The following is a 25,806-nucleotide window of genomic DNA, read 5'->3' on the forward strand; positions in this document are numbered from 1 at the left end:
CCCTTTACTGGAGCGGGCCGCTCGGGGTCTCGGGCAGCGGGATGGAGAGCACATCGATGCCCTCCTCCTGCAGCGCCTGACGGTCCTCGGGGGTGGCCCGGCCGCGGATCGCGCGCTCCTCGGCCTCGCCGTAGTGAATGCGGCGCGCTTCCTCCGGGAATCGCTCCCCGACATCGTCGGTGTGCGCGAGCACATGCTGCACGGCGCGCATCCACAGCGACTGCATGGTGAGGGCCTCGGGAGAAACGGGCGTCACGCCGTCGTGCCCGGACGGCTCGGCGTGTTCGCGCGTGCGGGAGATGCTGATGCGCGGTGCGCTGGGCATCTTCGACACCTGACCGTCGCCGCACAGCGGGCACGCGACCAACCCGCGTTCCAGCTGGGACTGGAAATCGGCCTCTGATGCGAACCACCCTTCGAAGGTGTGATCCAGAGCGCAGCGCAGGTTCAGGACTTTCATGCCGGCATTATCGGCACATGCGGGCTCAGCTTGCAGGCTGCCACTGTAAAGTCCACCGGCCCGACTGCCAATTTTGCAGCCACATCAACCCGATGAGGGTCTTGGCATCGGTGAGCGCCCCGGACGCCGACCCGTCGAGCAGCTCCTCAACGCTTGCGGACTGCACGTCGAGGAATTCGCCGTCGTCGAGATGCTTGTCGCCCAGCGTGAGCCCGCGGGCGAACCAGACTTCGATGCCCTCGTTGGAATAGGCAATGGCGTTGTGCAGGATGCCGGCACGCGCCCACTCGGCCGCCCGGTAACCGGTTTCCTCGGCGAGCTCCCGTGCGGCGCAGGCGGCAGGCGCCTCGCCCGGGTCGAGCTTGCCTGCCGGAAACTCGATCATCACCCGACCCAGGGGATAGCGGAACTGCCGCTCGATGACGACCCGCCCATCGTCCAGCAGCGGCACGATCATCACCGCGCCCGGGTGCACCAGCCACTCGCGAGTGGCAGGCCGGCCGTCCGGCAGCCGGACCTGGTCGCGACGGATCTCGAGGAAGCTGCCCTGGTAAACCGTCTCGGACCGAACGAGGTGCTCGGCGAGATGGTGATCAACGGGCAAGGAGGCGGCGTCGCTCGACATGGGCGCGGTTCACCCGCGCTGGCGCGTGAGGTAGCGCCACACGAAGCCGGGAAAGGCCAGGGTCAGAAAAAGGAAAGCCATCGCGGCGTAGAACTCCCAGCCCTGCGCATGCAACTGGCCCAAGCGGGATTCGAGCGCCATGCCCAGGCCCAGGGTCAGCCCGCAACCCACGAAAAGCTCCAGCAGCCGAACCAACCAGTGCTTGCGCCCCGTGGCCCGCGGGCCCACCACCGCGATGCGTTCATTGACGAACGGCAGGTTCGCCATCACCACGGCGACGGCGAGCACCAGGGCGATGTCCGCGGACGCGTTCATCCGAGGGAACTCAGCTCTTCAGCGCGTTGACGATGGCGCCCGCGCACAAGGCCATCAGGCCGCTCGGCAGGATGCCGAACAGCAGCGCGGCAAACCCGTTCAGGGCCAGCACGGCCTTCACGTCCACCGGCGCCACGATGGGCGATGCGTCGGTCGGCTCGTCGAAGTACATCACCTTGACGAGGCGCAGGTAGTAATACGCGCCCACGAGCGACAGCAGCACTGCCACCACGGCCAGCACGATGTAGCCCGTCACGTTCGTCGTGATGATGGCCTGCAGCACCGACAGCTTGGCGTAGAAGCCCACCGTCGGCGGAATGCCCGCCAGCGAGAACATGAAGATCGCCATCACGCCGGCGAAGAGCGGGCTGCGCTTGGCGAGGCCCTTGAAGTCGTCGATCTGTTCCGCCTCGAACCCGCGACGCGACAACAGCAGGATCAACCCGAAGGTGCCGAGCGTCGTGAACACATAGGTGACGATGTAGAACACCGCCGAGCCATAGCCGTTGGCCGCCGACAAGGTGTTATTCGCAATGACCGTGGGCGCGAAGCCGAGCAGCACGAAGCCGATGTTGCTGATCGTCGAGTACGCCAGCATTCGCTTCAGGTTGGTCTGGGCGATTGCCACCAGGTTGCCGATGAGCATCGAGCCCACCGACAGCAGGATGATCATCTGCTGCCAGTCCGCGGCCAGGCCGAGCAGGCCTTCGACCAGCAGCCGGAACATCATCGCGAAGGCGGCCAGCTTCGGCGCGCCGGCGACCAGCAGGGTCACGGCCGTGGGGGCACCGTGGTACACGTCGGGCACCCACATGTGGAACGGCACCGCACCCAGCTTGAAGGCCACGCCCGACACGACGAACACCAGGCCGAGCGCGAGCACGGCAGGGTTGATCTGGCCGGTGACGATGGCGTCGAACACGCGCGGAATCTCGAGGGATCCGGTAGCGCCATACATCATCGACAGGCCGTACAGCAGGAAACCGCTCGCGAGCGCGCCCAGGACGAAGTACTTCATGGCCGCTTCGGTGGCAGGCGCATGGTCGCGACGGAGCGCGATCAGGGCGTACAGGGACAGCGACATCAGCTCGAGGCCGAGGTACATCACCAGGAAGTTGTTCGCCGAGACCATCACGCTGATGCCCAGCATCGAGAACAGGCTCAGGGTGAACAGCTCGCCCTTGAGCATGTCACGCTCACCGGCATAGGGGCGTGCATAGACCAGCGACACCATCGTGCACAGGGCGGCGAAGAAGGCCAGCAGGTGCCCGAGGGAGTCGCTCACCACCATGCCCTGCATGGCGTAGATGGCATCCATGTCGAGGTATGCGAAGTGCATCCCGGCCACCACGGCCAGGGTCAACTGCGTCAGGGCATAGGTCGTCGTGCGGCGCGGGCTCTTCACCCACAGGTCGACCATGGACACCACGAGGGCCATGGACAGCAGCACGAGCTCGGGGTAGATCGCCAACCAGTTCATGTCGTTCATTGTTTCGTTCCCGAGGCCTGATCAGTTCAACTTCGAGACGGCCACGTGGCGGAGCAGCTCGGTGACGCTGGTGTGCATCACGTCCGTGAAGGGCTTGGGGTACACGCCCATCCACAGCACGGCCACCGCCAGCACGGCGAGCATCAGGAACTCGCGGGCATTGATGTCCGACAAGGCGCGGACGTCATCGTTGGCGACCGGCCCGAAGTACACCCGCTTGATCATCCACAGGGTGTAGGCCGCACCGAAGATGAGGGCCGTGGCGGCGAGCGCGCCGAGCCAGAAGTTCATCTTCACCGTGCCGAGGATCACCATCCACTCGCCCACGAAACCGGCGGTGGCGGGCAGGCCGCAGTTGGCCATGCCGAAGAACACGGCGAAGGCGGTGAACTTGGGCATGGTGTTGACCACGCCGCCGTAGCTTGCGATCTCGCGCGAGTGGACGCGGTCGTACAGCACGCCGATGCACAGGAACATGGCGCCGGACACGAAGCCGTGCGACACCATCTGCACCAGGGCACCCGATACGCCCAGTTCGTTGAAGACGAAGAAACCGAGGGTCACGAAGCCCATGTGGGCGATGGATGAGTACGCCACCAGCTTCTTCATGTCCTGCTGGACCAGGGCCACGAGACCGATGTAGATCACGGCGATCAGCGACAGCGCGATGATGAACCAGGCGTACTCATGGCTCGCGTCCGGGGCGATGGGCAGCGAGAAGCGCAGGAAGCCGTAGCCGCCGAGCTTCAGCATGATGGCCGCCAGCACGACCGAGCCGCCCGTGGGCGCCTCGACGTGGGCATCGGGCAGCCAGGTGTGCACCGGCCACATCGGCACCTTGACCGCGAAGGCCGCGAAGAAGGCGAAGAAGAGCAGCGTCTGCGCCGGCAACGACAGCGGGAGGTCGTGCCAGGTCTGGATGTCGAAGCTGCTGCCCGACTTGTAGTACAGGTAGATCAGCGCCACGAGCATCAGCAGCGAGCCCGCCAGCGTGTACAGGAAGAACTTGAAGGCCGCGTAGACCCGGCGCGGGCCGCCCCAGATGCCGATGATGATGTACATCGGGATCAGCGTGGCCTCGAAGAACACGTAGAACAGCAGGCCGTCCATCGCCGAGAAGACGCCGATCATCAGGCCCGACAGCACCAGGAAGGCGCCCATGTACTGGTTCACGCGGTCGGTGATGACCTCCCAGCCGGCAATCACCACGATGATGGTGATGAAGGCCGTCAGCAGCACGAACCACACCGAGATGCCGTCGATGCCCAGGTGGTAGTGCGCCTTGAAGCGCTCGATCCAGAACTCACGCTCGGGGTTGGCCGAGTTCTCGACGAACTGCATGGCCGCCGTGGTGGTGTCGAAGCCGGTGATGAGCGGCAAGGTGACGAGGAAACTGACGATGGCCGCAGCCAGCGCGAACCAGCGCACCGCGCCCGCATAGCGGTCACGGCCGAAGGCCAGGAGCAGCACGCCGGCGAACACCGGCAGCCAGATGGCGAGACTCAACAAACCCATGTTCTTGTTCTCCGTGACCGCTTACTGGCCCAGCGGGTTGCTGAGGTAGGGCCACAACTGCCAGGTCATGAGGCCGACGACGCCGAGGATCATGACGAGCGCATACCAGTAGAGGTGGCCGGTCTGGACCAGGCGAACCACCGAGGCCAGGCCGCCCACGAGGCGTGCCGAGCCGTTGATCACCGCGCCGTCGATCAGGGCCGCATCGCCGCCCTTCCAGAGGCCGCGCCCCAGCAGGCGTGCACCAGCGGACAGCACGTTCTCATTGAACCAGTCGAAGTAGTACTTGTTCTCGAGGATGCGGTTGATGAAACCGGTGCGGGCCTTGATGGCGGCCGGGATCTCGGGCTTGACCATGTAGAAGACGTAGGCGAGGACCACACCGGCCAGGGCCAGCCAGAACGGGGCGGTCTGGACGCCGTGGGTCGCCATCGCGACGGCACCGTGGAATGACGCCCCGAGCTCCTTCATTGCCGGGTGCAGATCGCTGTTGATGAAGATGGCATCCCGGAAGAAGTCGCCGTAGAGCATTTGCTTGATCGTCAGGCCGCCGATGAGCACCGAAGGAATCGCCAACAACACAAGCGGCAGCGTCACCACCCACTTGGATTCATGCGGCGTGTGCGCATGGCCATGACCGTGGTCGTCGTGGTGGTCGTGCTCGCCCGGGAACGGCTTGTGGTGGAAGTGCTCCTTGCCGTGGAAGACGAGGAAGTACATCCGGAACGAGTAGAAGGCCGTCACGAACACCCCGGCCAGCACGGCGAAGTTGGCGAAGCCGGCGGCTGGCAGCGTGCTCAGGTGCACCGCCTCGATGATGCTGTCCTTCGAGTAGAAGCCCGAGAAGAACGGCGTGCCGATGAGCGCGAGCGAACCCAGGAGCGACGTGATCCAGGTGATCTTCATGTACTTGCGCAGGCCGCCCATGTTGCGGATGTCCTGGTCATGGTGCATGCCGATGATCACCGAGCCCGCCGCGAGGAACAGCAGGGCCTTGAAGAAGGCATGGGTCATCAGGTGGAACACCGCCACCGAGTAGGCCGAGGCACCGAGCGCCACCGTCATGTACCCGAGCTGCGACAGCGTCGAGTAGGCGACCACGCGCTTGATGTCGTTCTGGATGATGCCGAGGAAGCCCATGAAGAGCGCCGTGATGGAGCCGATCACGAGGATGAAGTTGAGCGCGGTGTCCGACAGCTCGAACAGGGGCGACATGCGCGCCACCATGAAGATGCCGGCCGTCACCATGGTGGCGGCGTGGATCAGCGCGGAGATCGGGGTCGGGCCTTCCATGGAGTCCGGCAGCCAGACGTGCAGCGGGAACTGCGCGCTCTTGCCCATCGCGCCGATGAACAGGCAGATGCAGATCACCGTGATGAGCATCCAGTCGGTGCCGGGGAAGCCCAGCTTGGACAGCTCGTCCGCCTTGGCGAAGACCTCGGTGTAGCTGAGCGTGCCCGCGTAGGCGACGATCAGGCCGATGCCCAGGATGAAGCCGAAGTCGCCCACCCGGTTCACCAGGAAGGCCTTCATGTTGGCGAAGATGGCCGAGGGCTTCGTGTACCAGAAACCGATCAGCAGGTACGACACCAGGCCCACCGCTTCCCAGCCGAAGAAGAGCTGCAGCAGGTTGTTGCTCATGACCAGCATGAGCATCGAGAAGGTGAACAGCGAGATGTACGAGAAGAAGCGCTGGTAGCCGGCGTCTTCCTCCATGTAGCCGATGGTGTAGATGTGCACCATCAGCGACACGAAGGTCACCACGCACATCATCATGGCGGTGAGGCCGTCGACCATGAAGCCGACTTCCATCTTCAGGCCGCCGAGCACCATCCACTCGTAGATGGTGGCGTTGAAGCGGGCGCCGTTGATGACATCGTTGAGCGTCATCGCGGACAGCACGAAGGCAATGGCCACGCCCAGGATGGTGGCGATGTGCGAGCCGCGACGGCCCACGAGCTTGCCGAAGAAGCCGGCGATGACCGCACCGGCGAGCGGTGCCAGCGGCACCGCGAGCAACAGGTTCTGGTTGAGTTGTGCAGACATGTTCAGCCCTTCAACTCGTCAAGTTCTTCGACACTGATGCTGGCCCGGTTGCGGAAGAGCACCACCAGGATGGCCAGACCGATTGCGGATTCGGCGGCCGCCACGGTGAGGATGAAGAAGACGAACACCTGTCCGGCCATGCGGTCGGCCACCGCAGGCAGGTAGTGCGAGAAGGCCACGAAGTTGAGGTTCACGGCGAGCAGCATGAGCTCGATCGCCATGAGCAGCACGATCAGGTTCTTGCGGTTGAGGAAGATGCCGATCACCGACAGCGCGAACAGGATCGCGCCAACCGACAGGAAATGCCCGAGGGTGATCGGGCCCAAGGCCAGGCTGGTCATTTGGTTTCTCCGGCGGGCGGCTGGGCGGCATCGGGCACGGCAGGCGCCTCGACCACGGCGTCCATCTTGACCATACGCAGGCGGTCGCGCGCCTTGACGCGCACCTGCAGGGAGGGGTTCATCGACTTGGTGTCGCGGCGGGGGCGAAGCGTCAGCGCGATGGCGGCGATGATGGCAATCAGCAGCAGCACCGCAGCGAGCTGCAGCGGGTACAGGTACTGGGAGTAGATCTCGATGCCGAGCAGCTTGGTGTTGCCGAGGGCCACGTCGCGGGCTTCGGGCGCCGGCGCGTCGCTCAGACGGAAGCCACCCAGCAGCACGGCCGCCATCTCGAGCACGATGACCACGCCGACGAGCGCGGCCACCGGAAAGTGCTTCCAGAAGCCCTCACGCATGCCGTCGACATTGATGTCGAGCATCATCACGACAAAGAGGAACAGCACCATGACCGCCCCCACGTAGACGAGCACGAGCGAGATGGCGAGGAACTCGGCACGCAGCAGCATCCACACGCAGGCGGCGGACACGAACGCGAGCACGAGGAACAGCGCCGCATGAACGGGGCTGCGGGCCGTGATGACCCGGAAGGATGCCGCCAGCAGGATGGCGGAGAAGATGTAGAAGAGCGCGGTGGTCATGTCCATGGGTTCGATGGCGCCGGGCGACCGCAGGGTCGCCGAGCCGCCGACCGGTGAGGGTCAGCGGTAGCGGGCGTCAGCCTCCTTGTTGGCGGCGATCTCGGCCTCGTAGCGGTCACCGACGGCCAGCAGCATGTCCTTCGTGAAGTACAGGTCGCCGCGCTTCTCGCCGTGGTACTCGAGGATGTGGGTTTCGACGATGGAATCCACCGGGCAGCTTTCCTCGCAGAAGCCGCAGAAGATGCACTTGGTCAGGTCGATGTCGTAACGCGTGGTGCGGCGGCTGCCGTCGTCACGCACCTCGGACTCGATCGTGATGGCCAGCGCCGGGCACACTGCTTCGCACAGCTTGCAGGCGATGCACCGCTCTTCGCCGTTCTCGTAGCGACGCAGCGCGTGCAGGCCGCGGAAACGCGGGCTGAGCGGCGTCTTCTCTTCCGGGAACTGGATCGTGATGTTGCGCGAGAAGAAGTGCCGGCCGGTCAGGGCCAGGCCCTTGAACAGCTCGATGAGCAGGAAACTCGAAAAGAGGTCCTTGATGGAGGCAACTGCAGCCATGGGTATCACTTCCAGATGTTGTACGGCGACTGGATCCAGAGACCCACCACCAGCAGCCACACCAGCGTGACCGGAATGAAGATCTTCCAGCCGAGCCGCATGATCTGGTCATAGCGGAAGCGCGGGAACGAAGCGCGCACCCAGAGGAAGACGGTCACGACGACGAACGTCTTGATGCCGAGCCAGATCCAGCCCGGAATCATGTTGAACGGCGCCACGTCGAAAGGCGGCAGCCACCCGCCGAGGAAGAGCGTCGCGGTGATGATCGACACCAGGATCATGTTGGCGTACTCGGCCAGGAAGAACATGGCGAAGGCCATGCCCGAGTACTCGATCATGTGACCGGCCACGATTTCCGATTCACCCTCGACGACGTCGAAGGGATGGCGGTTGGTTTCAGCCAGGCCCGAGATGAAGAACACCACGAAGATGGGCAGCAGCGGCAGCCAGTTCCACGAGAGCATGGTGAGGCCCATCTCGGCGAAGGTGCCGCGGCCCTGCTGCAGCACGATCTCGGACATGTTCAAGGTGCCCGACACCATCAGCACCACGACCATGCAGAAGCCCATGGCGATCTCGTAGCTGACCATCTGCGCCGAGGCCCGCAGCGCGCCGAGGAAGGCGTACTTCGAGTTGGAAGCCCAGCCGGCGATGATGACGCCGTAGACTTCCATCGACGTGATGGCCAGCAGGAGCAACAGGCCGGCGTTGACGTCCGCGAGCACGACCTCCGGGCCGAACGGCACCACCGCCCAGGCGGCGAGTGCCGGCATGATGGTCATCACGGGGCCGAGCAGGAAGAGGCTCTTGTTGGCCGCCGTCGGCATGATGATCTCCTTGAAGATCAGCTTGACGGCGTCGGCGATGGGGGTGAGCAGGCCGAGCGGGCCCACGCGGTTCGGGCCCGGACGGATCTGGGTCCAGCCGATGGCCTTGCGCTCCCACAGCGTGAGGTAGGCCACGCAGATCATGAGCGGTGCGACCACCGCGATGATCTTGACGAGCGTCCACACGACAGGCCAGGCGCCGCCCAGCATGCCGCTACCGTAGGTGGTGATCGAGTCGAGCATGGTCAGGACGTCCTCAGGCTTTCTCGACGGTGATCGGGCCGAACATCGGGCCCATGCCGGCGGTGGCCGGATGGCCGGCCGGCACGCGAACCACGTTGGCTGCCAGCGTCGGGTCGAGCTGTGCCGTCATGACGGCGATGGCCTCGCCCTGCGAGACGCGGACGGCGGCCGTGCCGTTCAGGCCCAGCTGAGCCCAGAGGTCGGACGACAGGCTCGCCACCGGAGGACGCGCGTCCCGGGTGAGCTGCAGCGACGTGGCGCGACGCACGAGGGAATCGGCGCCGTAGATCATCACGTCGGAGATGCGCTCGAGGCCGGAACCGGAGGCCGCGGGCTTGATGGGCGCACTGCAGCGGTTGCTCAGACGAGCCGGCACGGTGGACAGGTCGCCCAGGGCTTCCGCACGCACTTCCTCGGACGTCTCATGCGAGAAACCGTCGAGCTGCAGCAGGTTGCCCAGCACGCGCAGCACCTTCCACGCAGGGCGCGTCTCGCCCAGCGGCTTGACCACGCCATGGAAGCTCTGCACCCGGCCTTCGGCGTTGACGAAGGTGCCGGAGGTTTCGGAGAACGGCGACACGGGCAGCAGCACGTCGGCCACGTCGAGTGCCGCGTTCTTGAACGGCGTCATCGCGATGACGCAGTCGGCGCCTTGCAGCGCGCGCACGGCCAGCGCCGGATTGGCGGCGTCGAAGGCGGGCTCGACGTTCAGCAGGATGCAGGCCTTGAGTTCGCCCGACAGCATCTGCTGGGCGTTCAGGCCGCCCTCCCCTGGCAACGCACCCACGAGCTGCGCGCCCACGGTGTTGGCGGCTTCGGTCAGGTAGCCGACCGACGCGCCCGTCTGCTCGCCGATCCAGTTGGCAAGCGACAGCAGCGCGCTTGCCTGCGGATGCTGTGCGGCGGCATTGCCGAGCAGCACGGCCCGGCGCTCGCCGGACAGCAGCGACGCAGCGACCGCACGGGCGGCATCGGTGACGTTGGCGCTGACGGGCGCCGTTGCGCCCTTCTCGGCGGCAACAGCGGCGGCGATCTCGGCGAGGGTCTGCACCCACGCGCTCGGCGCAACGGCGATGCTGCTGGCCATCGGCATGTACCAGTCATCTGCGACGGCATGCAGGCTGTGCACCTTGGCACCCTTGCGGGCGGCATGGCGCAGGCGGGCCGCGAACAGCGGATGGTCCTTGCGCAGGAAGGAACCCACGACGAGCACACGCTGCAGGTCGGACAGCGATGCGATCGAGGTACCCAGCCAGCGCACGCCGTCCGGGGCGGTGAAGTCGGCATGGCGCAGGCGGTAGTCCACGTTCGGGCTGCCGATGCCCCGCACCAGCTTGTTCAGCAGGTGCAGTTCCTCGACGGTGCTGTGGGCCGAGCCGAGCGCGCCGATGGCACGCACGCCATGCTGCTGACGCACGCCATCCAGCGCGCGGGCGACATACTCGAGCGCGGTGGTCCAGTCGGTGGCCTGCCACTCCCCGTTCTGCTTGATCATCGGCTGCGTGAGCCGATCGTCGCTGTTGAGCGATTCGTACGAGAAGCGGTCGCGGTCGGCGAGCCAGCATTCGTTGACGGCCTCGTTCTCCAGGGGCACCACCCGCATGACGCGGTTGGCCTTCACCTGGACGATGAGGTTGGCACCGGTGCTGTCGTGCGGGCTCACGCTCTTGCGGCGCGACAGCTCCCAGGTGCGGGCGCTGTAGCGGAAGGGCTTGCTGGTGAGGGCACCGACCGGGCACAGGTCGATCATGTTGCCCGACAGCTCGGAGTCGACCGTGTCGCCGGCAACCGTGGTGATCTCGGAGTGTTCGCCCCGATGGATCATGCCGAGTTCCATCTTGCCGGCCACTTCCTGGCCAAAACGGACGCAACGCGTGCAGTGGATGCAGCGGCTCATCTCCTCCATCGAGATCAGCGGGCCGACGTCCTTGTGGAAGACGACGCGCTTTTCCTCGTTGTAGCGGGAGGTCGAGGCGCCGTAGCCGACGGCCAGGTCCTGCAGCTGGCATTCGCCGCCCTGGTCGCAGATGGGGCAGTCGAGCGGGTGGTTGATGAGCAGGAACTCCATCACCCCCTGCTGGGCCTTCAGCGCCTTCTCGCTCTTGGTGCGCACGATCATGCCCTGCGTGACCGGCGTGGCGCAGGCCGGCATCGGCTTGGGCGCCTTCTCGATGTCGACGAGGCACATGCGGCAGTTCGCCGCGATGGAGAGCTTCTTGTGGTAGCAGAAATGGGGAATGTAGGTGCCGGCCTTGTCAGCAGCATGCATCACCATGCTGCCCTCCTGCACCTCAACCTTCTTGCCGTCGAGTTCGATTTCGATCATGTCGTGTGTCGCCTTGCGGGTGCCGCTAGACAGAAGCGGGAACCGTGGACGTCTTGTGCTCGATCAGGTGCACGAATTCGTCGCGGAAGTGTTTGATCATGGCGCGCACCGGCATGGCCGCTGCGTCCCCGAGCGCACAGATGGTGCGGCCCTGGATGTTGTCGGCCACGGAGTTCAGCAGCTCGATGTCTTCCATGCGGCCTTCGCCATGGGCAATGCGGTTGACCATGCGGTACATCCAGCCCGTGCCTTCGCGGCAGGGCGTGCACTGGCCGCAGCTCTCGTGCATGTAGAAGTACGACAGGCGCAACAGGCTCTGCACCATGCAGCGGGAGTCGTCCATGACGATCACGGCGCCCGAACCCAGCATGGAACCTGCCTTGGCGATCGAGTCGTAGTCCATCGTCAGGTCCATCATGATGCTGGCAGGCAGCACCGGTGAGGACGAACCGCCCGGGATCACGGCCTTGAGCTTGCGGCCCTTGCGCACGCCACCGGCGAGCTCGAGCAGCTTCGAGAAGGGCGTGCCCATCGGGATCTCGAAGTTGCCGGGGCGCTCGACGTCACCCACCACCGAAAAGATCTTCGTGCCGCCATTGTTCGGCTTGCCGATCTCGAGGTAGGCCTGGCCGCCGTTGCGGATGATCCACGGCACCGCGGCGAAGGTCTCGGTGTTGTTGATGGTGGTCGGCTTGCCGTACAGACCGTAGCTGGCCGGGAACGGCGGCTTGAAGCGGGGCTGGCCCTTCTTGCCCTCGAGCGACTCGAGCAGCGCCGTCTCTTCACCACAGATGTAGGCGCCGAAGCCGTGCGCTGCGTGCAGCTGGAAGTCGAAGGCGGAGCCGAGGATGCGCTCGCCGAGGTAGCCGGCGGCGCGGGCTTCCTCGAGAGCCGCCTCGAAGCGCTCGTAGACCTCGAAGATCTCGCCGTGGATGTAGTTGTAGCCGACCGTGATGCCCATCGCGAAGGCGGCGATGGCCATGCCCTCGATGACGATGTGCGGGTTGTGCATCAGGATGTCGCGGTCCTTGCACGTGCCCGGTTCGCCTTCGTCGGAATTGCAGACGAGGTACTTCTGGCCCGGGAACTGGCGGGGCATGAAGCTCCACTTGAGGCCGGTCGGGAAGCCGGCGCCGCCACGGCCCCGCAAGCCCGAGGCCTTGACCTCGGCAATGACCTGGTCCTGCGTCATCGGCTCGCCACCGGCGGCGCCCTGCAGGATGCGACGCAGCGCCTGGTAGCCGCCACGGGCCTCATAGTCCTTGAGCGACCAGTTCTTGCCATCGAGGCCGGCATAGATCTGGGCACCGATGTGGCGGTCGTGGAAGCAGGTCTCCTGGCCCTTGGCCTGGAACTTGGAAAGATCGAGCTGGGGTTGCATGGCGGGGGCCCCGGTCACTTGACCGCGGAGCGCAAGGTGTCGACGAGTTCGTCGAGGCGCTCGGTGGTCATGAAGCTGCACATCTGGCGGTCGTTCACGAGCATCACGGGCGCGTCGGCGCAGGCGCCCAGGCACTCGCTCTTCTGCACGGTGAACAGGCCGTCGGCCGTGGTACCGCCCGGCTCCACGCCGAGCTTGCTGCAGAGGTGGTCGAGCGCCGTCTGGCCGTCGCGCAACTGGCACGGCAGGTTGGCGCAGACGTTCAGCTTGAACGTCCCCAGCGGGTGCTGGTTGTACATGTTGTAGAAGGTCGTGACCTCGTGCACCGCGATGGCGGGCATGCCGAGGACGTCGGCGATCTGGCGCTCGGCCTCGGGCGTCACGTGGCCCTGCTCCTGCTGCACGATGGCCAGGCATGCCATGACCGCCGATTGCCGCTGGTCAGCCGGGTACTTCGCGACCTCCCGCGCAAAGCGCGCAAGGGTGGCGGCCGAGGGGGTGGCGTCAGTTGAGCTCATCGAATTACCTGTCAATCTCGCCGAACACGATGTCCATCGTGCCGATCACGGCCACGGCGTCGGCGATCATGTGACCGCGCGCCATTTCGTCCAGTGCCGCCAGGTGGGGGAAGCCCGGCGGACGGATCTTGAGGCGATAGGGCTTGTTGGCGCCGTCGCTCACGATGTAGATGCCGAACTCGCCCTTCGGATGTTCGACCGCGGCGTAGGCCTCGCCTTCCGGCACGCGGAAGCCTTCGGTGAACAGCTTGAAGTGGTGGATCAGGTCTTCCATGCCGGACTTCATGTCCACGCGCGGAGGCGGCGCCACCTTGTGGTTGTCGGTGATGACCGGGCCCGGATTGGCGCGCAACCAGGCCACGCACTGCTGGATGATGCGGTTCGACTCGCGCATCTCGGCGATGCGCACGAGGTAGCGGTCGTACGTGTCGCCGTTCGTGCCCACCGGCACGTCGAAGTCCATGTTCGCGTAGACGTCGTACGGCTGCGTCTTGCGCAGGTCCCAGGCGATGCCCGAGCCCCGCAGCATGGGGCCGGTGAAGCCGAGGTTCAGCGCGCGCTCGGGGGAGACGACGCCGATGCCGACGGTGCGCTGCTTCCAGATGCGGTTGTCGGTGAGCAGCGTCTCGTAGTCGTCGACGTTCTTCGGGAAGCGGCGGCAGAAGTCGTCGATGAAGTCGAGCAACGAACCCTGGCGGTTCGCGTTCATCGCCGAGATGGCCTTGGCGTTGTGGATCTTGGACGCCTTGTACTGCGGCATGCTGTCGGGCAGGTCGCGGTACACGCCACCCGGACGGAAGTAGGCCGCGTGCATGCGTGCACCCGACACCGCCTCGTACATGTCGAACAGGTCCTCGCGCTCGCGGAAGCAGTAGATGAGGATGTTCATCGCGCCGCAGTCGAGACCGTGCGCGCCCAGCCACAGCAGGTGGTTGAGCAGGCGGGTGATCTCGCTGAACATCACGCGGATGTACTGCGCGCGCACGGGCACGTCGATGCCCATCAGCTTCTCGATGGCCAGGCAGTAGGCGTGCTCGTTGCACATCATCGACACGTAGTCGAGACGGTCCATGTACGGCAGGCTCTGGATGAAGGTCTTGCTCTCGGCAAGCTTCTCCGTGGCCCGGTGCAGCAGCCCGATGTGCGGGTCGGCACGCTGGATCACTTCGCCGTCGAGCTCGAGCACCAGGCGCAGCACGCCGTGGGCCGCGGGGTGCTGGGGACCGAAGTTCAGCGTGTAGTTCTTGATCTCAGCCATTAATGCAGACCACCGTAGTTGTCTTCACGGATGATGCGGGGAGTGATTTCGCGCGGCTCGATCGTGACCGGTTGGTAGATCACGCGTTTCTGGTCGGCGTCGTAGCGCATCTCGACGTGGCCGGAGGTCGGGAAGTCCTTGCGGAACGGGTGCCCGATGAAGCCGTAGTCGGTGAGGATGCGGCGCAGGTCGTCGTGGCCGTCGAAGAGGATGCCGTACAGGTCGAACGCCTCGCGCTCGAACCAGTTGGCCGAGTTCCAGACGGGCGTGACCGAGGCAACGCTGGGCAGATCGTCCTCGGGGCAGAAGACCTTGAGGCGCAGACGCCAGTTCTTCGAGACCGACAGCAGGTGCGACACCACGCAGAACCGGGCCCCTTCCCAGGTCATGTCCTTGTAGCTGAAGTAGTCGACGCCGCAGAGGTCGATCAGTTGCTCGAACTTGAGCTCGGGGTGGTCGCGCAGCTGGCGGGCGACGACGAGGTAGTCGGCCGCCTTGACGGTGAGGGTGAGTTCACCGCGATCCAGGCGCAGGGCGTGGACCGACGGCCCCAATTCGGCCTCGAGGTGGGCCTTCAGTGTTTCGATTTTGCTCATGGCAACAGGTCCTCAACGCGCAATCGTGTTTTCGCGGCGAATCTTGGCCTGCAGTTGCAGGATGCCGTAGAGCAGTGCCTCGGCCGTGGGCGGACAGCCCGGCACGTAGACGTCGACCGGCACGATGCGATCGCAGCCGCGCACGACGGAATAGCTGTAGTGGTAGTAACCGCCGCCGTTGGCGCAGGAGCCCATCGAGAGCACCCAGCGTGGCTCGGCCATCTGGTCGTAGACCTTGCGCAGCGCCGGCGCCATCTTGTTGCACAACGTGCCGGCGACGATCATCAGGTCGCTCTGGCGCGGACTCGGACGGAACAGCATGCCGAAGCGGTCGATGTCGTAGCGTGCCGCACCGGCGTGCATCATCTCGACCGCGCAGCAGGCCAGGCCGAACGTCATCGGCCACAGGGAACCGGTCTTGGACCAGTTGATGACCGTGTCCAGGCTGGTGGTGACAAAACCTTCTTTGAGAACGCCTTCGATGCCCATACTGCTACCTCGCGATCATTCCCAGTCCAAGGCGCCTTTTTTCCACTCGTAGGCAAAGCCGACGACGAGGACGCCCAGAAACACCATCATCGCCCAGAAGCCAACGGGTCCGATTTCCTTCAACGACACTGCCCATGGGAAGAGAAAGGCAATCTCGAGGTCGAACAGGATGAAGAGAATGGCCACCAGGTAGTAGCGCACGTCGAACTTCATGCGAGCGTCTTCGAAGGCTTCGAAGCCGCATTCGTAGGGGGAGTTCTTGGCCGTGTCAGGACGACGCGGGCCGAGGAGGAAGCCGAGAACCTGGGGAGCGACACCGACTGCCGCCCCGACCAGGATGAACAGGATGACGGGCAGGTACGGGTCCAGATTCATGGGAGGGCTTCAGGTCGCTAGGGACAACGATGAAACGCGGCAAGGCGCGTTCCATCGAAAGAGATCTGGTGCCGACGGCGAGACTCGAACTCGCACAGCTTTCGCCACTACCCCCTCAAGATAGCGTGTCTACCAATTTCACCACGTCGGCGGTGCACTTTTCACAGCGTCTGGATCGCGTGAGGATTGCTCCCCAGACAGCCACAAATTCTAACCTGAAATTCGTGGGTTTTCCCAGGGGCCCACAAGCTTTCTACGCACAAATTTGAGAGGACATTTGATAAATGTCCCCCTGCCCCATCACTTCGACGCGGCAGCAGCCGGCACCGATGCAGCAGCCGAAGCGGCAGCAGGGACGGCAGGCACATCAGAGGCAGCAGGCGCCGTCACGGCGGAGGCTGGCGTCTGCACGGCCGAGGCCGGCGCGAGGATGGCAGAAGGAATCTGCGTCGGTGCGCTGGCGCCTTCGGCCGCGCGGTCGAGCACGCTGCCGCCTTCGGGTGCCGTGCGGCTGCTCGAGAAGTACACGAGCGCCAGCGTGCAGCAGAAGAAGATGGCGGCCGCAATGGCGGTCGAGCGCGACAGGAAGTTGGCGCTGCCGGTGGCACCGAACAGGCTGCCCGACGAACCGCTGCCGAACGACGCCCCCATGTCGGCACCCTTGCCGTGCTGGATGAGCACCAGGCCGATCATCACCAAGGCCGCCAGCATCTGGACGACCAACACCACGTTCAACAGCATCTGCATTTCTTGTTGCTCCGGAAAATTACTGCGCAAGGCCGAACGTTCAGTTCGCTGCCTTGCAGATGGCGGCGAAGTCCGCCGCCTTGAGTGATGCGCCGCCGATGAGGCCGCCGTCGATGTCGGGCTGGGCCATCAGTTGCGACGCGTTGTCGGGTTTCATGCTGCCGCCGTAGAGGATCAGCATTTCATCGGACTTGGTGGTGGCCGCGTGCAGCTGGGCACGCAGCAGGGCGTGCACGGTCTGCGCTTGCTCGGGGCTCGCCGTCTTGCCGGTGCCGATGGCCCACACGGGCTCGTACGCCACGACGATCTGCGAAATGCAGTGGCCGAGCGCGTGAATCACCGCCGACAACTGGCGCTTGACGACGTGGTCCGTTTCACCGGCCTCGCGTTCGGCCAGGGTTTCGCCCACGCAGACGATGGGCACGAGCTTGTGCGCCAGCGCCGCCTTGGCCTTGTCGGCCACGAGCTGGTCGGACTCGCCGTGGAATGCACGCCGCTCGGAGTGCCCGACGATTACGAAGTGGCAGCCGAACTCGGCCAGCATGAGGGGGGACACTTCACCCGTGAACGCGCCGGACTCGTGGGCGGAGCAGTCCTGCGCGCCCCAACGGATGCGGCTGCCCTGCAGCGAGAGCGCGACATCGGCCAGGTAGGGAAACGGTGCGCACACGGCGACATCGGCATCCCAGGGACCTGCGGCGTTCAATCCGGCCAACAGCTCGGCATTGGTCGCGCGGCTGCCGTTCATCTTCCAGTTGCCGACCACGAGCTTGCGACGCATTGTTCCTGTTCCTTTCACCACGTGAGCACCAGCTTGCCGATGTGCTGGTTGGATTCCATCAGGGCATGGGCCTTGTCCGCCTCGTCGGCGACGAAGGTGGCGTGGATGACCGGCCGGATGCGGCCGGACTCGAGCCACGGCCACACCGTCTGCTTGAGCGATTGCGCGATGGCGGCCTTGAAGGCCACCGGCCGCGGACGCAAGGTCGAACCGGTGACGACCAGACGCCGACGCAGCACGAGGCCCGCGTCGATGCGCGCGTCGACGCCGCCCTGCACCGCGATGATGACGATGCGGCCATCCTCGGCGAGGCACTGCAGTTCGCGCGCGACATAGTCGCCCGCCACCATGTCGAGCACGACGTCGACGCCTCGACCTTCGGTGAGGCGTCGGGCCTCTTCGACGAAGTCCTGCGTGCGGTAGTTGATCGCGTGGTCCGCGCCGAGGCCGATGCAGGCCTGGCACTTCTCGTCGCTGCCCGCGGTGGCGATGACGGTCGCTCCCCAGGCACGGGCCAGCTGGATCGCCGTCACGCCGATGCCGCTCGTGCCGCCCTGGACGAGGAAGACCTCGCCGGGTTGCAGCCGCGCACGGTCGAACACGTTCGACCACACGGTGAAGAACGTCTCGGGCAGGCTGGCCGCTTCGATGTCGCTGAAGCCGGCGGGCACGGGCAGGCACTGGCCCACCGGTGCGACGCACAGCTGCGCGTAGCCGCCGCCGGCCACCAGGGCACAGACGCGATCGCCGACGGCCAGGCCCGCGGCCGTCATGGCTGCCGCATCACCCTCGACGATCGTGCCTGCCACCTCCAGGCCCGGCAGGTCGGACGCACCGGGCGGCACGGGGTAGAACCCCTTGCGCTGCAGCACGTCCGGGCGGTTCACGCCGGACGCCGACACGCGAATCAACAGCTCACCGGCCCCAGGCACGGGGTCGGGGCGCTCGGTCGCACGGAGCACCTCGGGTGCACCGTAGGACGTGATCTCGATGGCTTTCATCGCGTGGGCGTCCGAAGGCCGATCACTCGTTGCCGGCAGGCTGCTGATCGCGATCGATCAGGGCCTTCATCGACAGCTTGACGCGGCCCTTCTCATCGGTCTCGAGAACCTTGACCTTGACGATCTGGCCTTCCTTCAGGAAGTCGGTGACCTTCTCGACGCGCTGGTGGGCGATCTGGCTGATGTGCAGCAGGCCGTCCTTGCCCGGGAGCAGGTTCACCAGGGCGCCGAACTCCAGCAGCTTGGTGATCGGGCCTTCGTAGATCTTGCCCACTTCGACTTCGGCGGTGATCTCTTCGATGCGCTTCTTGGCGTAGGCCGCCTTGTCGGCGTCGGCCGAGGCGATCGTGATGGTGCCGTCTTCGCCGATGTCGATCGTGGTGCCGGTCTCCTCGGTCAGCGCACGAATGGTGGCGCCGCCCTTGCCGATCACGTCACGGATCTTCTCCGGGTTGATCTTCATCGTGTACAGGCGCGGCGCGAACTGGGACACCTCGGTCTTGGCCTCGCCCAGGGCGCTGGTCATCTCGCCCAGGATGTGCAGGCGAGCTTCCTTGGCCTGGGCCAGTGCGACCTGCATGATCTCCTTGGTGATGCCCTGGATCTTGATGTCCATCTGCAGGGCAGTGATGCCACCGGTCGTGCCGGCCACCTTGAAGTCCATGTCGCCGAGGTGATCCTCGTCACCCAGGATGTCGGTCAGCACGGCGAAGCGGTTGCCGTCCTTGATGAGGCCCATGGCGATGCCGGCCACGTGGGCCTTCAGCGGAACGCCAGCGTCCATCAGGGCCAGGCAACCACCGCACACGGAGGCCATCGACGACGAACCGTTCGACTCGGTGATCTCGGACACGACGCGCATCGAGTACGGGAACTCGGTGCGGTCCGGCAGGACGGCGACGAGTGCGCGCTTGGCCAGGCGGCCGTGGCCGATCTCGCGACGCTTCGGCGTGCCCACGCGACCGGTTTCGCCAGTGGCGAACGGAGGCATGTTGTAGTGCAGCATGAAGTGCTCGCTGAACTCGCCGGCGAGCGCATCGATCTTCTGCGAGTCACGGTCGGTGCCGAGGGTCGCGGCCACCAGGGCCTGCGTCTCGCCACGGGTGAACAGCGCCGAGCCGTGCACGCGCGGCAGCACGCCGTTGCGGATCTCGATCTGGCGCACGGTGCGGGTGTCGCGACCGTCGATGCGCGGCTCGCCGGCCAGGATCTGGCTGCGAACGATGCGGGCCTCGATGTCGAACAGCACGTTGTCGACCTTGACCTTGTCGAAGTCGGCGCCTTCGGCGGCGAGTGCGGCCAGCACGCCGGACGTCACTTCACGCGTGGCCTGGGTGCGGGCCTGCTTGGAGCGGATCTGATAGGCGGCACGCAGCTTCTCTTCGGCCAGGGCCGTGACCTTGCCGATGAAGGCTTCGTCCTTCGCCGGCGGCTGCCAGTCCCACGCCGGCTTGCCGGCGTCGCGCACCAGTTCGTTGATCGCGGCAATGGCGATGTTGCCTTGCTGGTGGCCGAACACCACGCCGCCGAGCATGATCTCTTCGCTCAGTTGCTGGGCTTCGGATTCCACCATCAGCACGGCGGCTTCGGTGCCGGCGACGACGAGGTCCATCTTGGAGTCGAGCAGCTGGGTCTTGCCCGGGTTCAGCACGTACTCGCCGTTGATGTAGCCCACGCGCGCAGCGCCGATCGGGCCGTTGAACGGGATGCCGGAGATGGCAAGGGCCGCGCTGGAACCGATCAGGGCGGCGATGTCGGCCGACACTTCCGGATTCAGCGACAGCACGTGGATGACGACCTGGACTTCGTTGTAGAAGCCTTCAGGGAACAGCGGGCGCAGCGGGCGGTCGATCAGGCGCGACGTGAGCGTCTCGAGCTCGCTCGGGCGGCCTTCGCGCTTGAAGAAGCTGCCGGGGATCTTGCCGGCGGCGTAGGTCTTCTCGATGTAGTCGACGGTCAGGGGGAAGAAGTCCTGGCCTGGCTTCGGGTTCTTGGCACCGACGACGGTGGCGAGCACGACGGTGTCTTCGATGTTGACGATGACGGCGCCGCCGGACTGGCGGGCGATCTCACCGGTCTCGAGCGTGACGGAGTGCTGACCCCATTGGAAGGTCTTGGTGACTTTGTTGAACATGCTCATGCATTTCTCCTGTGTGTTCGGCGCCTGGTGGGCGGCGCTACAACCCGGAGTGGCTGCATCCTGGCGCGATGCCATTCCATGGACGCTCCGGCGCGTTGCCGCGGGAACGTCGATGGAATGACACATCGTCATCGGTGGATGGCCGGACTCCAAAACAAAGAGCCTGTGCGGGATACCCCAGACAGGCTCTTTCGGGAACTCATGAACCGGAACGCTGCGCCGGAACTGCTCGCAAGAAGGGGTTCACGCGTTCCCGTACGATCACTTGCGCAGGCCCAGCTTCTGGATCAGGGCCGTGTAGCGGTCAGCGTCACGGTCCTTCAGGTAAGCCAGCAGGCTCTTGCGGGTGTTGACCATCTTCAGCAGACCGCGGCGACCGTGGTGGTCCTTCAGGTGGGTCTTGAAGTGGGGGGTCAGCTCGTTGATGCGAGCGGTCAGCAGGGCGACCTGGACTTCGGGGGACCCGGTGTCGTTGGCGCTGCGTGCGTTGGCCTTGACGATCTCGGCCTTTTGTTCGGTGGTGGACATCTGCATGTTTCCAGGAATACCCGGCGCGGCCCTGAGTTGGCGGGCCAGCGGTTTCGGGTGGGTTGACTTGCGGTAGCGGGGGAAACCTCCCCGCGCCGTGCGAAAGCCCTTGCGGGCCGCTCTGGCCCCTTGAGGCGCAAAGCCGAATGATTATAGCGGAAGCTGGGCGCCCTGCGGACGGGCCCTGGGAACCGTCGACAAGCCGGCATTTCACGCTCGCGCCGACCCCGGGACGGAGCCGCGGTTTTCAAGTCCCTTGAATTGCCGCGGCGCGGGCCAACGTCGGAGGTCATGGGCCGGCCGCGAACGGCGTCCCTCACCACCGCATCACCAGGAGCATGCCATGTTCGTCTTCCCCGCCACCGTGCCTTCGTCTGCCGCAGCCCGCCGCGCATCCGCCAGCCCGCTGCTGGACGCGCTGTTCGCTCAAGCGGCCCCCACCGGGGGCGCGGTCCGCGCCCCCGCCATGGACGTGAGCGAGGATGCCGCCGGCTACACGCTGGCCTTCGAAGTCCCTGGCGTCGCTCGTGAGTCGCTCAAGCTCACCATCCACGGCCGGCGCGTCGCCCTGAGCACCGAATCCCCCGCCGGGCCACGGGCCGACGCACCGCAAGCCGATCAGGCGGGCAAGGGCGAGACTCGCGTGCTGTATCGGGAGCGGAGCGCGCCCCGCTACGCCCGGACCGTGGTGCTCCCCGCGGAAGTCGATGCGGCGAGTGCGACGGCCCGTTTCGAGAACGGCGTGCTCAGCGTCACGGTGGCCCGCCAGCAAGCCGCCGGCGCACGCCAGGTCACGATCGGCTGATGCACGCGCCCGGCCCGCGTGTGCCCCGGCCGGGCCCGCTCGTCAGGCGGCGGCCAGCTCCCAGCGAGGCCGCACGTCGAAGCCCTGGTTGAGCGCAGGCTTCGCGCCCCGCTGCAGGCGCATGGCGGCCGCGAGGGCGATCATTGCCCCGTTGTCGGTGCAGAGGGAAAGCTCCGGGTAGTGCACCCTCACCTCCCGCTTGGCACATTCGGCATTCAGCTGGCTGCGCAAGAGCGCATTCGCACCCACGCCACCAGCCACGACCAGGCGCTTGAGGCCGGTCTGCTTGAGGGCCGCCAGCGACTTGCGCACGAGCACCTCCACGATGGCCTCCTGGGTGGCGGCCGCCAGGTTGGCCTTGTCCTGCTCGCACACGTTCGACAGGCGGAGCAACTGGGTGCGCACCGCCGTCTTCAGTCCGGCAAAGGAGAAGTCCAGGTTGCCGCTGTGAAGGAGCGGGCGCGGCAGCGTGAAGGCCGACGGGTCGCCGAAGGCAGCCAGGCGCGCGAGGGCCGGTCCGCCGGGATAGCCCAGTCCCATCAGCTTGGCCGACTTGTCGAAGGCCTCGCCCGCGGCGTCGTCGATCGTTTCACCCAGCAATTCGTAGTGACCCACGTCGTCCACCCGCATCAGCTGGGTGTGACCGCCCGACACGAGCAGCGCCACGAACGGGAACTCCGGCGGATCGGAGGCCAGGAAGGGCGACAGCAGGTGCCCTTCGAGGTGGTGAACACCGAGCACCGGCTTGCCGAGCGCCGCCGCGAGCGAGCAGGCCACGCCGGCTCCGACGAGGAGCGCGCCGGCCAGACCCGGCCCGCGGGTGTAGGCGATGACGTCGATGTCGCCCAGCACCAGCCCGGCCTCCCCGAGCACTTGGCGAGCGAGCGGCACGACGCGGCGGATGTGGTCCCGCGATGCCAGCTCGGGCACGACGCCCCCGTAGGCCTGGTGCATGTCGATCTGGCTGTGCAGCGCATGTGCGAGCAGTCGAGGCACACCGGACGCGCTGGCATCGACCACTGCCACACCGGTTTCGTCGCACGAGGATTCAACGCCAAGGACCTTCATCGGGGCAGTGTAGCAAGCCGTGACTTCGTGCCTGAATCGAAAAATACTTTCACTCTGTCACAACTTCGACCACGGGTTTTCCCGAGAATGAGGGGCTTACCGTATCGTCCGCCCATCGGCAATGGACTACCCTGCGGTCTTCCCACGCCCCCACCCGGGGCGTCGGGCACAACAACAAGCTTGATTCTGCAGTTGGGAACGCGCATGAAGGAATATCGCCTCACCTCGTGGCCGGACCTCCCGCCCACGTACCAGGCATCGCCGTACCGGCGCATGCTGAGTGACATGTCGCACCGCTATGTCTCGCTGTCCCAACTGGTGGCGAGCAGCGGCGTGCGCCGCAACGACGTCCGCCAGTTCATCGACGTGCTCGAGTCGCGCGGCCTGCTGGCCGAGCGCGAGCTGTTCGTATCAGACACCCTTCTCGACTCCTTCCGCCCCTTCGGCGACTGGGTCCGACGCAAGCTCAATCTGTCGCACGGCAGCCGCTGACCTCGCCACGCCTTGCTGCAAGCCCGCCTCGGCGGGCTTTTTCACGCCCGAGGCACGCCGACTGGCGCAGATGTTGCTGATCCGCGCGTCATGAGCCCCACGCGCCCTCCCCTCGGTCCCGCCGCGGCCCTTCGCATCGTGATCGTCGCACCCGACTCCCTGTTGGCCGACGGGACCGATACCCGCGCCTTCACCGAAGCCGAGCGATCCCGCGCACTGCGCATCGGCTTGCTCGAGAGCGGCTACAACATCGTCGCCGTGCTGCCTGCCGACGTCTTCCTGCCTGACCGGCTGGCCCAGATCGCGCCGGACATGATCATCGTCGACGCCGAGAGCCAGGCGCGTGACACGCTGGAGCACGTGGTGCTGGCCACGCGCGAAGCCCGCCGCCCCATCGTTCTCTTCACCGACGACGAGGACACGTCCCATGTCGGTGCGGCCATCGCCGCGGGGGTGACCGCCTACGTGGTGGCCGGGATGGCGCCGGACCGCGTCAAACCGGTGCTCGAGGTGGCGATGGCCCGCTTCGAGCACGAGGAGGGCCTGCGCCGCGAGCTGGCAGACGCTCGCACCGAGCTGTCCGATCGCAAGCGCATCGACCGGGCGAAGGCGCTGCTGATGAACCGGCACCACCTCTCGGAGGAAGAGGCCTACGCCCGCCTGCGCAAGACCGCGATGGACCGTGGCCTGCGCCTCGCCGAGGTGGCGCAGCGGTTCATTGACGTGAGCGACCTGCTGGCCTGAAGGCGGGCGCGCCGGCACCACCTGGGTGCACGGCAACGCGCCGAACCGGTCCCCGAGGTTGGCACAGGCTTTGCAATTCACTTCGCGAAGGATCAACGGCGATCCTTCGACATGACACCAGTGGCGCCAACGGCGGTGCTGTCTGGTGGGACGACGGCGTCCCCACGCATCCGGGCCTGGCCCAGGTGACGTGCGGACGCCTTTTTGTTTTGTCTTCCTGCTTTGCAGACCACAGAGAACCAGCCATGACCCGCCCCATCGACCGAAAGAACCTGATGAGCCGTCGAACCCTGATCAAGGCTGCCGCGAGCAGCGCCGCAGCCATCGTCCCGGGACTGCCCTCCGCCGTCTACGCCGCCGGCTCCGACAAGCCCGAGAAGACCGAGGTGCGCATCGGCTTCATTCCCCTCACCGACTGCGCCTCCGTTGTGATGGCGTCGGTGCTGGGCTTCGACAAGAAGTACGGCGTGAAGATCATCCCGACCAAGGAAGCGTCCTGGGCCGGCGTGCGTGACAAGCTTGTCAACGGCGAGCTCGACATGGCACATGTGCTGTACGGCCTGGTGTACGGCGTGCACCTCGGCGTGGGCGGCCCGAAGAAGGACATGGCCGTGCTGATGAACCTGAACCACAACGGGCAGGCCATCACACTGTCGAAGACGCTGGCCGACAAGGGCGCCGTCGACGGCCCGTCACTCGCCAAGCTGATGGCGCGCGAGAAGCGGGAGTACACCTTCGCCGGCACCTTCCCGACCGGCACGCACGCCATGTGGATGCACTACTGGTTGGCGGCCTCCGGCATCAACCCCATGTCGGGCGCCAAGCTGATCACCGTGCCGCCACCGCAGATGGTGGCCAACATGCGGGTCGGCAACATGGACGGCTTCTGCGTGGGTGAACCGTGGAACCACCGCGCCATCATGGACGGCATCGGCATCACCGCCAACACCACCCAGGACATCTGGAAAGACCACCCCGAGAAGGTGCTCGGCACCACCGCCGACTTCGTAAAGGCCAATCCGAACACCGCACGTGCCGTGACGATGGCCGTGCTGGAGGCCAGCCAGTGGATCGACGCCAGCTTGCAGAACAAGCTGAAGATGGCCGAGACCGTGGCCCAGAAGGCCTACGTGAACACCAGCGTGGATGCCATCAACCAGCGCATCCTCGGCCGCTACCAGAACGGCATGGGCAAGACCTGGGACGACCCCAACCACATGAAGTTCTTCAACGACGGTGCGGTGAACTTCCCCTACCTGTCGGACGGCATGTGGTTCCTCACGCAGCACAAGCGCTGGGGCTTGCTCAAGGAGCACCCGGACTACCTTGCCGTCGCGCGCCAGGTCAACCGGGTGGACCTGTACCGCGAGGCCGCGAGCGCACTGAAGGTGAGCGTCCCGAAGGACGTCCTGCGCACCAGCAAGCTCATCGACGGCACGGTCTGGGACGGCCGGGACCCGAAGAAGTACGCCGATGGCTTTGCCATCAAGGCCTGAGCAC

General features: G+C 65.8%; 27 protein-coding genes and 1 tRNA gene. 4 read left to right on the top strand and 24 right to left on the bottom strand.

The features are described from left to right. Positions 1-4: 4 nt before the first annotated feature. The 23 genes from ACSQ2F_RS11815 to rpsO form a co-directional block, all read right to left on the bottom strand. The gene (locus ACSQ2F_RS11815) at positions 5-460 is read right to left on the bottom strand and encodes a DUF1178 family protein (RefSeq protein WP_436022968.1); all 456 of its coding nucleotides are present in this window, start codon (positions 458-460) and stop codon (positions 5-7) included. Between the two features lie 25 nt (positions 461-485). Next, entirely contained in the window at positions 486-1,085 is a 600-nt protein-coding gene (locus tag ACSQ2F_RS11820) for an NUDIX domain-containing protein (protein ID WP_436022970.1), read from the bottom strand. 9 nt (positions 1,086-1,094) lie between these two features. Next, positions 1,095-1,400 carry a DUF2818 family protein gene (locus tag ACSQ2F_RS11825; RefSeq protein WP_436022972.1) on the bottom strand — a complete coding sequence of 102 codons (306 nt, stop codon included), beginning with the start codon at positions 1,398-1,400 and terminating at the stop codon, positions 1,095-1,097. A 10-nt stretch (positions 1,401-1,410) separates the two neighbouring features. Next, positions 1,411-2,889 carry an NADH-quinone oxidoreductase subunit NuoN gene (gene nuoN / locus ACSQ2F_RS11830; protein ID WP_436022974.1) on the bottom strand — a complete coding sequence of 493 codons (1,479 nt, stop codon included), beginning with the start codon at positions 2,887-2,889 and terminating at the stop codon, positions 1,411-1,413. A 21-nt stretch (positions 2,890-2,910) separates the two neighbouring features. Then, entirely contained in the window at positions 2,911-4,404 is a 1,494-nt protein-coding gene (locus tag ACSQ2F_RS11835) for an NADH-quinone oxidoreductase subunit M (protein ID WP_436022976.1), read from the bottom strand. A gap of 21 nt (positions 4,405-4,425) precedes the next feature. Then, positions 4,426-6,450 carry an NADH-quinone oxidoreductase subunit L gene (nuoL, locus tag ACSQ2F_RS11840; protein WP_436022978.1) on the bottom strand — a complete coding sequence of 675 codons (2,025 nt, stop codon included), beginning with the start codon at positions 6,448-6,450 and terminating at the stop codon, positions 4,426-4,428. 2 nt (positions 6,451-6,452) lie between these two features. Further along, positions 6,453-6,791, bottom strand: coding sequence for an NADH-quinone oxidoreductase subunit NuoK (gene nuoK / locus ACSQ2F_RS11845; protein WP_436022980.1), 339 nt, complete (start codon positions 6,789-6,791; stop codon positions 6,453-6,455). Next, positions 6,788-7,435 (bottom strand): NADH-quinone oxidoreductase subunit J, encoded by a 648-nt coding sequence (locus tag ACSQ2F_RS11850; RefSeq protein ID WP_436022982.1) that lies wholly within the window; start codon positions 7,433-7,435, stop codon positions 6,788-6,790. The genes nuoK and ACSQ2F_RS11850 overlap by 4 nt, the downstream gene beginning before the upstream one ends. 54 nt (positions 7,436-7,489) lie before the next feature. After that, positions 7,490-7,987, bottom strand: coding sequence for an NADH-quinone oxidoreductase subunit NuoI (gene nuoI / locus ACSQ2F_RS11855; RefSeq protein ID WP_436022984.1), 498 nt, complete (start codon positions 7,985-7,987; stop codon positions 7,490-7,492). A gap of 5 nt (positions 7,988-7,992) precedes the next feature. Then, a complete protein-coding gene (gene nuoH / locus ACSQ2F_RS11860; protein WP_436022986.1) occupies positions 7,993-9,057 on the bottom strand; it encodes an NADH-quinone oxidoreductase subunit NuoH in 1,065 nt (354 codons plus the stop codon). Between the two features lie 13 nt (positions 9,058-9,070). Next, positions 9,071-11,383 carry an NADH-quinone oxidoreductase subunit NuoG gene (gene nuoG, locus ACSQ2F_RS11865; RefSeq protein ID WP_436022988.1) on the bottom strand — a complete coding sequence of 771 codons (2,313 nt, stop codon included), beginning with the start codon at positions 11,381-11,383 and terminating at the stop codon, positions 9,071-9,073. 25 nt (positions 11,384-11,408) lie between these two features. Further along, positions 11,409-12,764, bottom strand: a complete 1,356-nt coding sequence (nuoF, locus tag ACSQ2F_RS11870) for an NADH-quinone oxidoreductase subunit NuoF (protein ID WP_436022990.1) — start codon at positions 12,762-12,764, stop codon at positions 11,409-11,411. Positions 12,765-12,778: 14 nt separating this feature from the next. Then, on the bottom strand, positions 12,779-13,282 hold the full coding sequence (locus ACSQ2F_RS11875) for an NADH-quinone oxidoreductase subunit NuoE family protein (RefSeq protein WP_436022992.1): 504 nt from the start codon (positions 13,280-13,282) through the stop codon (positions 12,779-12,781). 4 nt (positions 13,283-13,286) lie between these two features. Further along, the gene (locus ACSQ2F_RS11880; protein WP_436022994.1) at positions 13,287-14,540 is read right to left on the bottom strand and encodes an NADH-quinone oxidoreductase subunit D; all 1,254 of its coding nucleotides are present in this window, start codon (positions 14,538-14,540) and stop codon (positions 13,287-13,289) included. Then, positions 14,540-15,136 (bottom strand): NADH-quinone oxidoreductase subunit C, encoded by a 597-nt coding sequence (locus tag ACSQ2F_RS11885; RefSeq protein ID WP_436022996.1) that lies wholly within the window; start codon positions 15,134-15,136, stop codon positions 14,540-14,542. The genes ACSQ2F_RS11880 and ACSQ2F_RS11885 overlap by 1 nt, the downstream gene beginning before the upstream one ends. A 12-nt stretch (positions 15,137-15,148) precedes the next feature. Further along, positions 15,149-15,625 carry a NuoB/complex I 20 kDa subunit family protein gene (locus ACSQ2F_RS11890; protein WP_056659068.1) on the bottom strand — a complete coding sequence of 159 codons (477 nt, stop codon included), beginning with the start codon at positions 15,623-15,625 and terminating at the stop codon, positions 15,149-15,151. 15 nt (positions 15,626-15,640) lie between these two features. Beyond that, a complete protein-coding gene (locus ACSQ2F_RS11895) occupies positions 15,641-16,000 on the bottom strand; it encodes an NADH-quinone oxidoreductase subunit A (protein WP_436022999.1) in 360 nt (119 codons plus the stop codon). Between the two features lie 66 nt (positions 16,001-16,066). Then, positions 16,067-16,151 (bottom strand) — tRNA-Leu (locus ACSQ2F_RS11900). 149 nt (positions 16,152-16,300) lie between these two features. Next, positions 16,301-16,747, bottom strand: coding sequence for a preprotein translocase subunit SecG (gene secG / locus ACSQ2F_RS11905; protein WP_436023001.1), 447 nt, complete (start codon positions 16,745-16,747; stop codon positions 16,301-16,303). 40 nt (positions 16,748-16,787) lie between these two features. Next, positions 16,788-17,528, bottom strand: coding sequence for a triose-phosphate isomerase (tpiA, locus tag ACSQ2F_RS11910; RefSeq protein ID WP_436023003.1), 741 nt, complete (start codon positions 17,526-17,528; stop codon positions 16,788-16,790). 14 nt (positions 17,529-17,542) lie between these two features. Next, positions 17,543-18,529: an NAD(P)H-quinone oxidoreductase gene (locus ACSQ2F_RS11915; RefSeq protein WP_436023005.1), complete on the bottom strand. Its 987-nt coding sequence runs from the start codon at positions 18,527-18,529 to the stop codon at positions 17,543-17,545. Between the two features lie 22 nt (positions 18,530-18,551). Beyond that, on the bottom strand, positions 18,552-20,669 hold the full coding sequence (gene pnp / locus ACSQ2F_RS11920) for a polyribonucleotide nucleotidyltransferase (RefSeq protein WP_436023007.1): 2,118 nt from the start codon (positions 20,667-20,669) through the stop codon (positions 18,552-18,554). A gap of 261 nt (positions 20,670-20,930) precedes the next feature. Then, positions 20,931-21,197, bottom strand: a complete 267-nt coding sequence (gene rpsO, locus ACSQ2F_RS11925) for a 30S ribosomal protein S15 (RefSeq protein WP_085750380.1) — start codon at positions 21,195-21,197, stop codon at positions 20,931-20,933. Between the two features lie 343 nt (positions 21,198-21,540). On the opposite strand from rpsO, the gene ACSQ2F_RS11930 reads away from it, so the two are divergent. Further along, positions 21,541-22,002 carry an Hsp20/alpha crystallin family protein gene (locus ACSQ2F_RS11930; RefSeq protein ID WP_436023009.1) on the top strand — a complete coding sequence of 154 codons (462 nt, stop codon included), beginning with the start codon at positions 21,541-21,543 and terminating at the stop codon, positions 22,000-22,002. Positions 22,003-22,044: 42 nt separating this feature from the next. Here the strand turns inward: ACSQ2F_RS11930 and tsaD are convergent, their stop codons facing one another. Then, the gene (gene tsaD, locus ACSQ2F_RS11935) at positions 22,045-23,070 is read right to left on the bottom strand and encodes a tRNA (adenosine(37)-N6)-threonylcarbamoyltransferase complex transferase subunit TsaD (protein ID WP_436023011.1); all 1,026 of its coding nucleotides are present in this window, start codon (positions 23,068-23,070) and stop codon (positions 22,045-22,047) included. A gap of 204 nt (positions 23,071-23,274) precedes the next feature. Between tsaD and ACSQ2F_RS11940 the strand changes: the two genes are divergently transcribed. The 3 genes from ACSQ2F_RS11940 (at position 23,275) to ACSQ2F_RS11950 (ending at position 25,802) form a co-directional block, all read left to right on the top strand. Then, positions 23,275-23,562: a hypothetical protein gene (locus ACSQ2F_RS11940; protein ID WP_436023013.1), complete on the top strand. Its 288-nt coding sequence runs from the start codon at positions 23,275-23,277 to the stop codon at positions 23,560-23,562. 90 nt (positions 23,563-23,652) lie between these two features. Beyond that, the gene (locus tag ACSQ2F_RS11945; RefSeq protein WP_436023015.1) at positions 23,653-24,306 is read left to right on the top strand and encodes an ANTAR domain-containing response regulator; all 654 of its coding nucleotides are present in this window, start codon (positions 23,653-23,655) and stop codon (positions 24,304-24,306) included. A 245-nt stretch (positions 24,307-24,551) separates the two neighbouring features. Beyond that, a complete protein-coding gene (locus ACSQ2F_RS11950) occupies positions 24,552-25,802 on the top strand; it encodes a CmpA/NrtA family ABC transporter substrate-binding protein (protein WP_436023017.1) in 1,251 nt (416 codons plus the stop codon). Positions 25,803-25,806 lie beyond the last annotated feature (4 nt).

This window comes from Rhizobacter sp. LjRoot28 (assembly GCF_964253025.1).
Taxonomy (GTDB): Bacteria; Pseudomonadota; Gammaproteobacteria; order Burkholderiales; family Burkholderiaceae_C; genus Rhizobacter.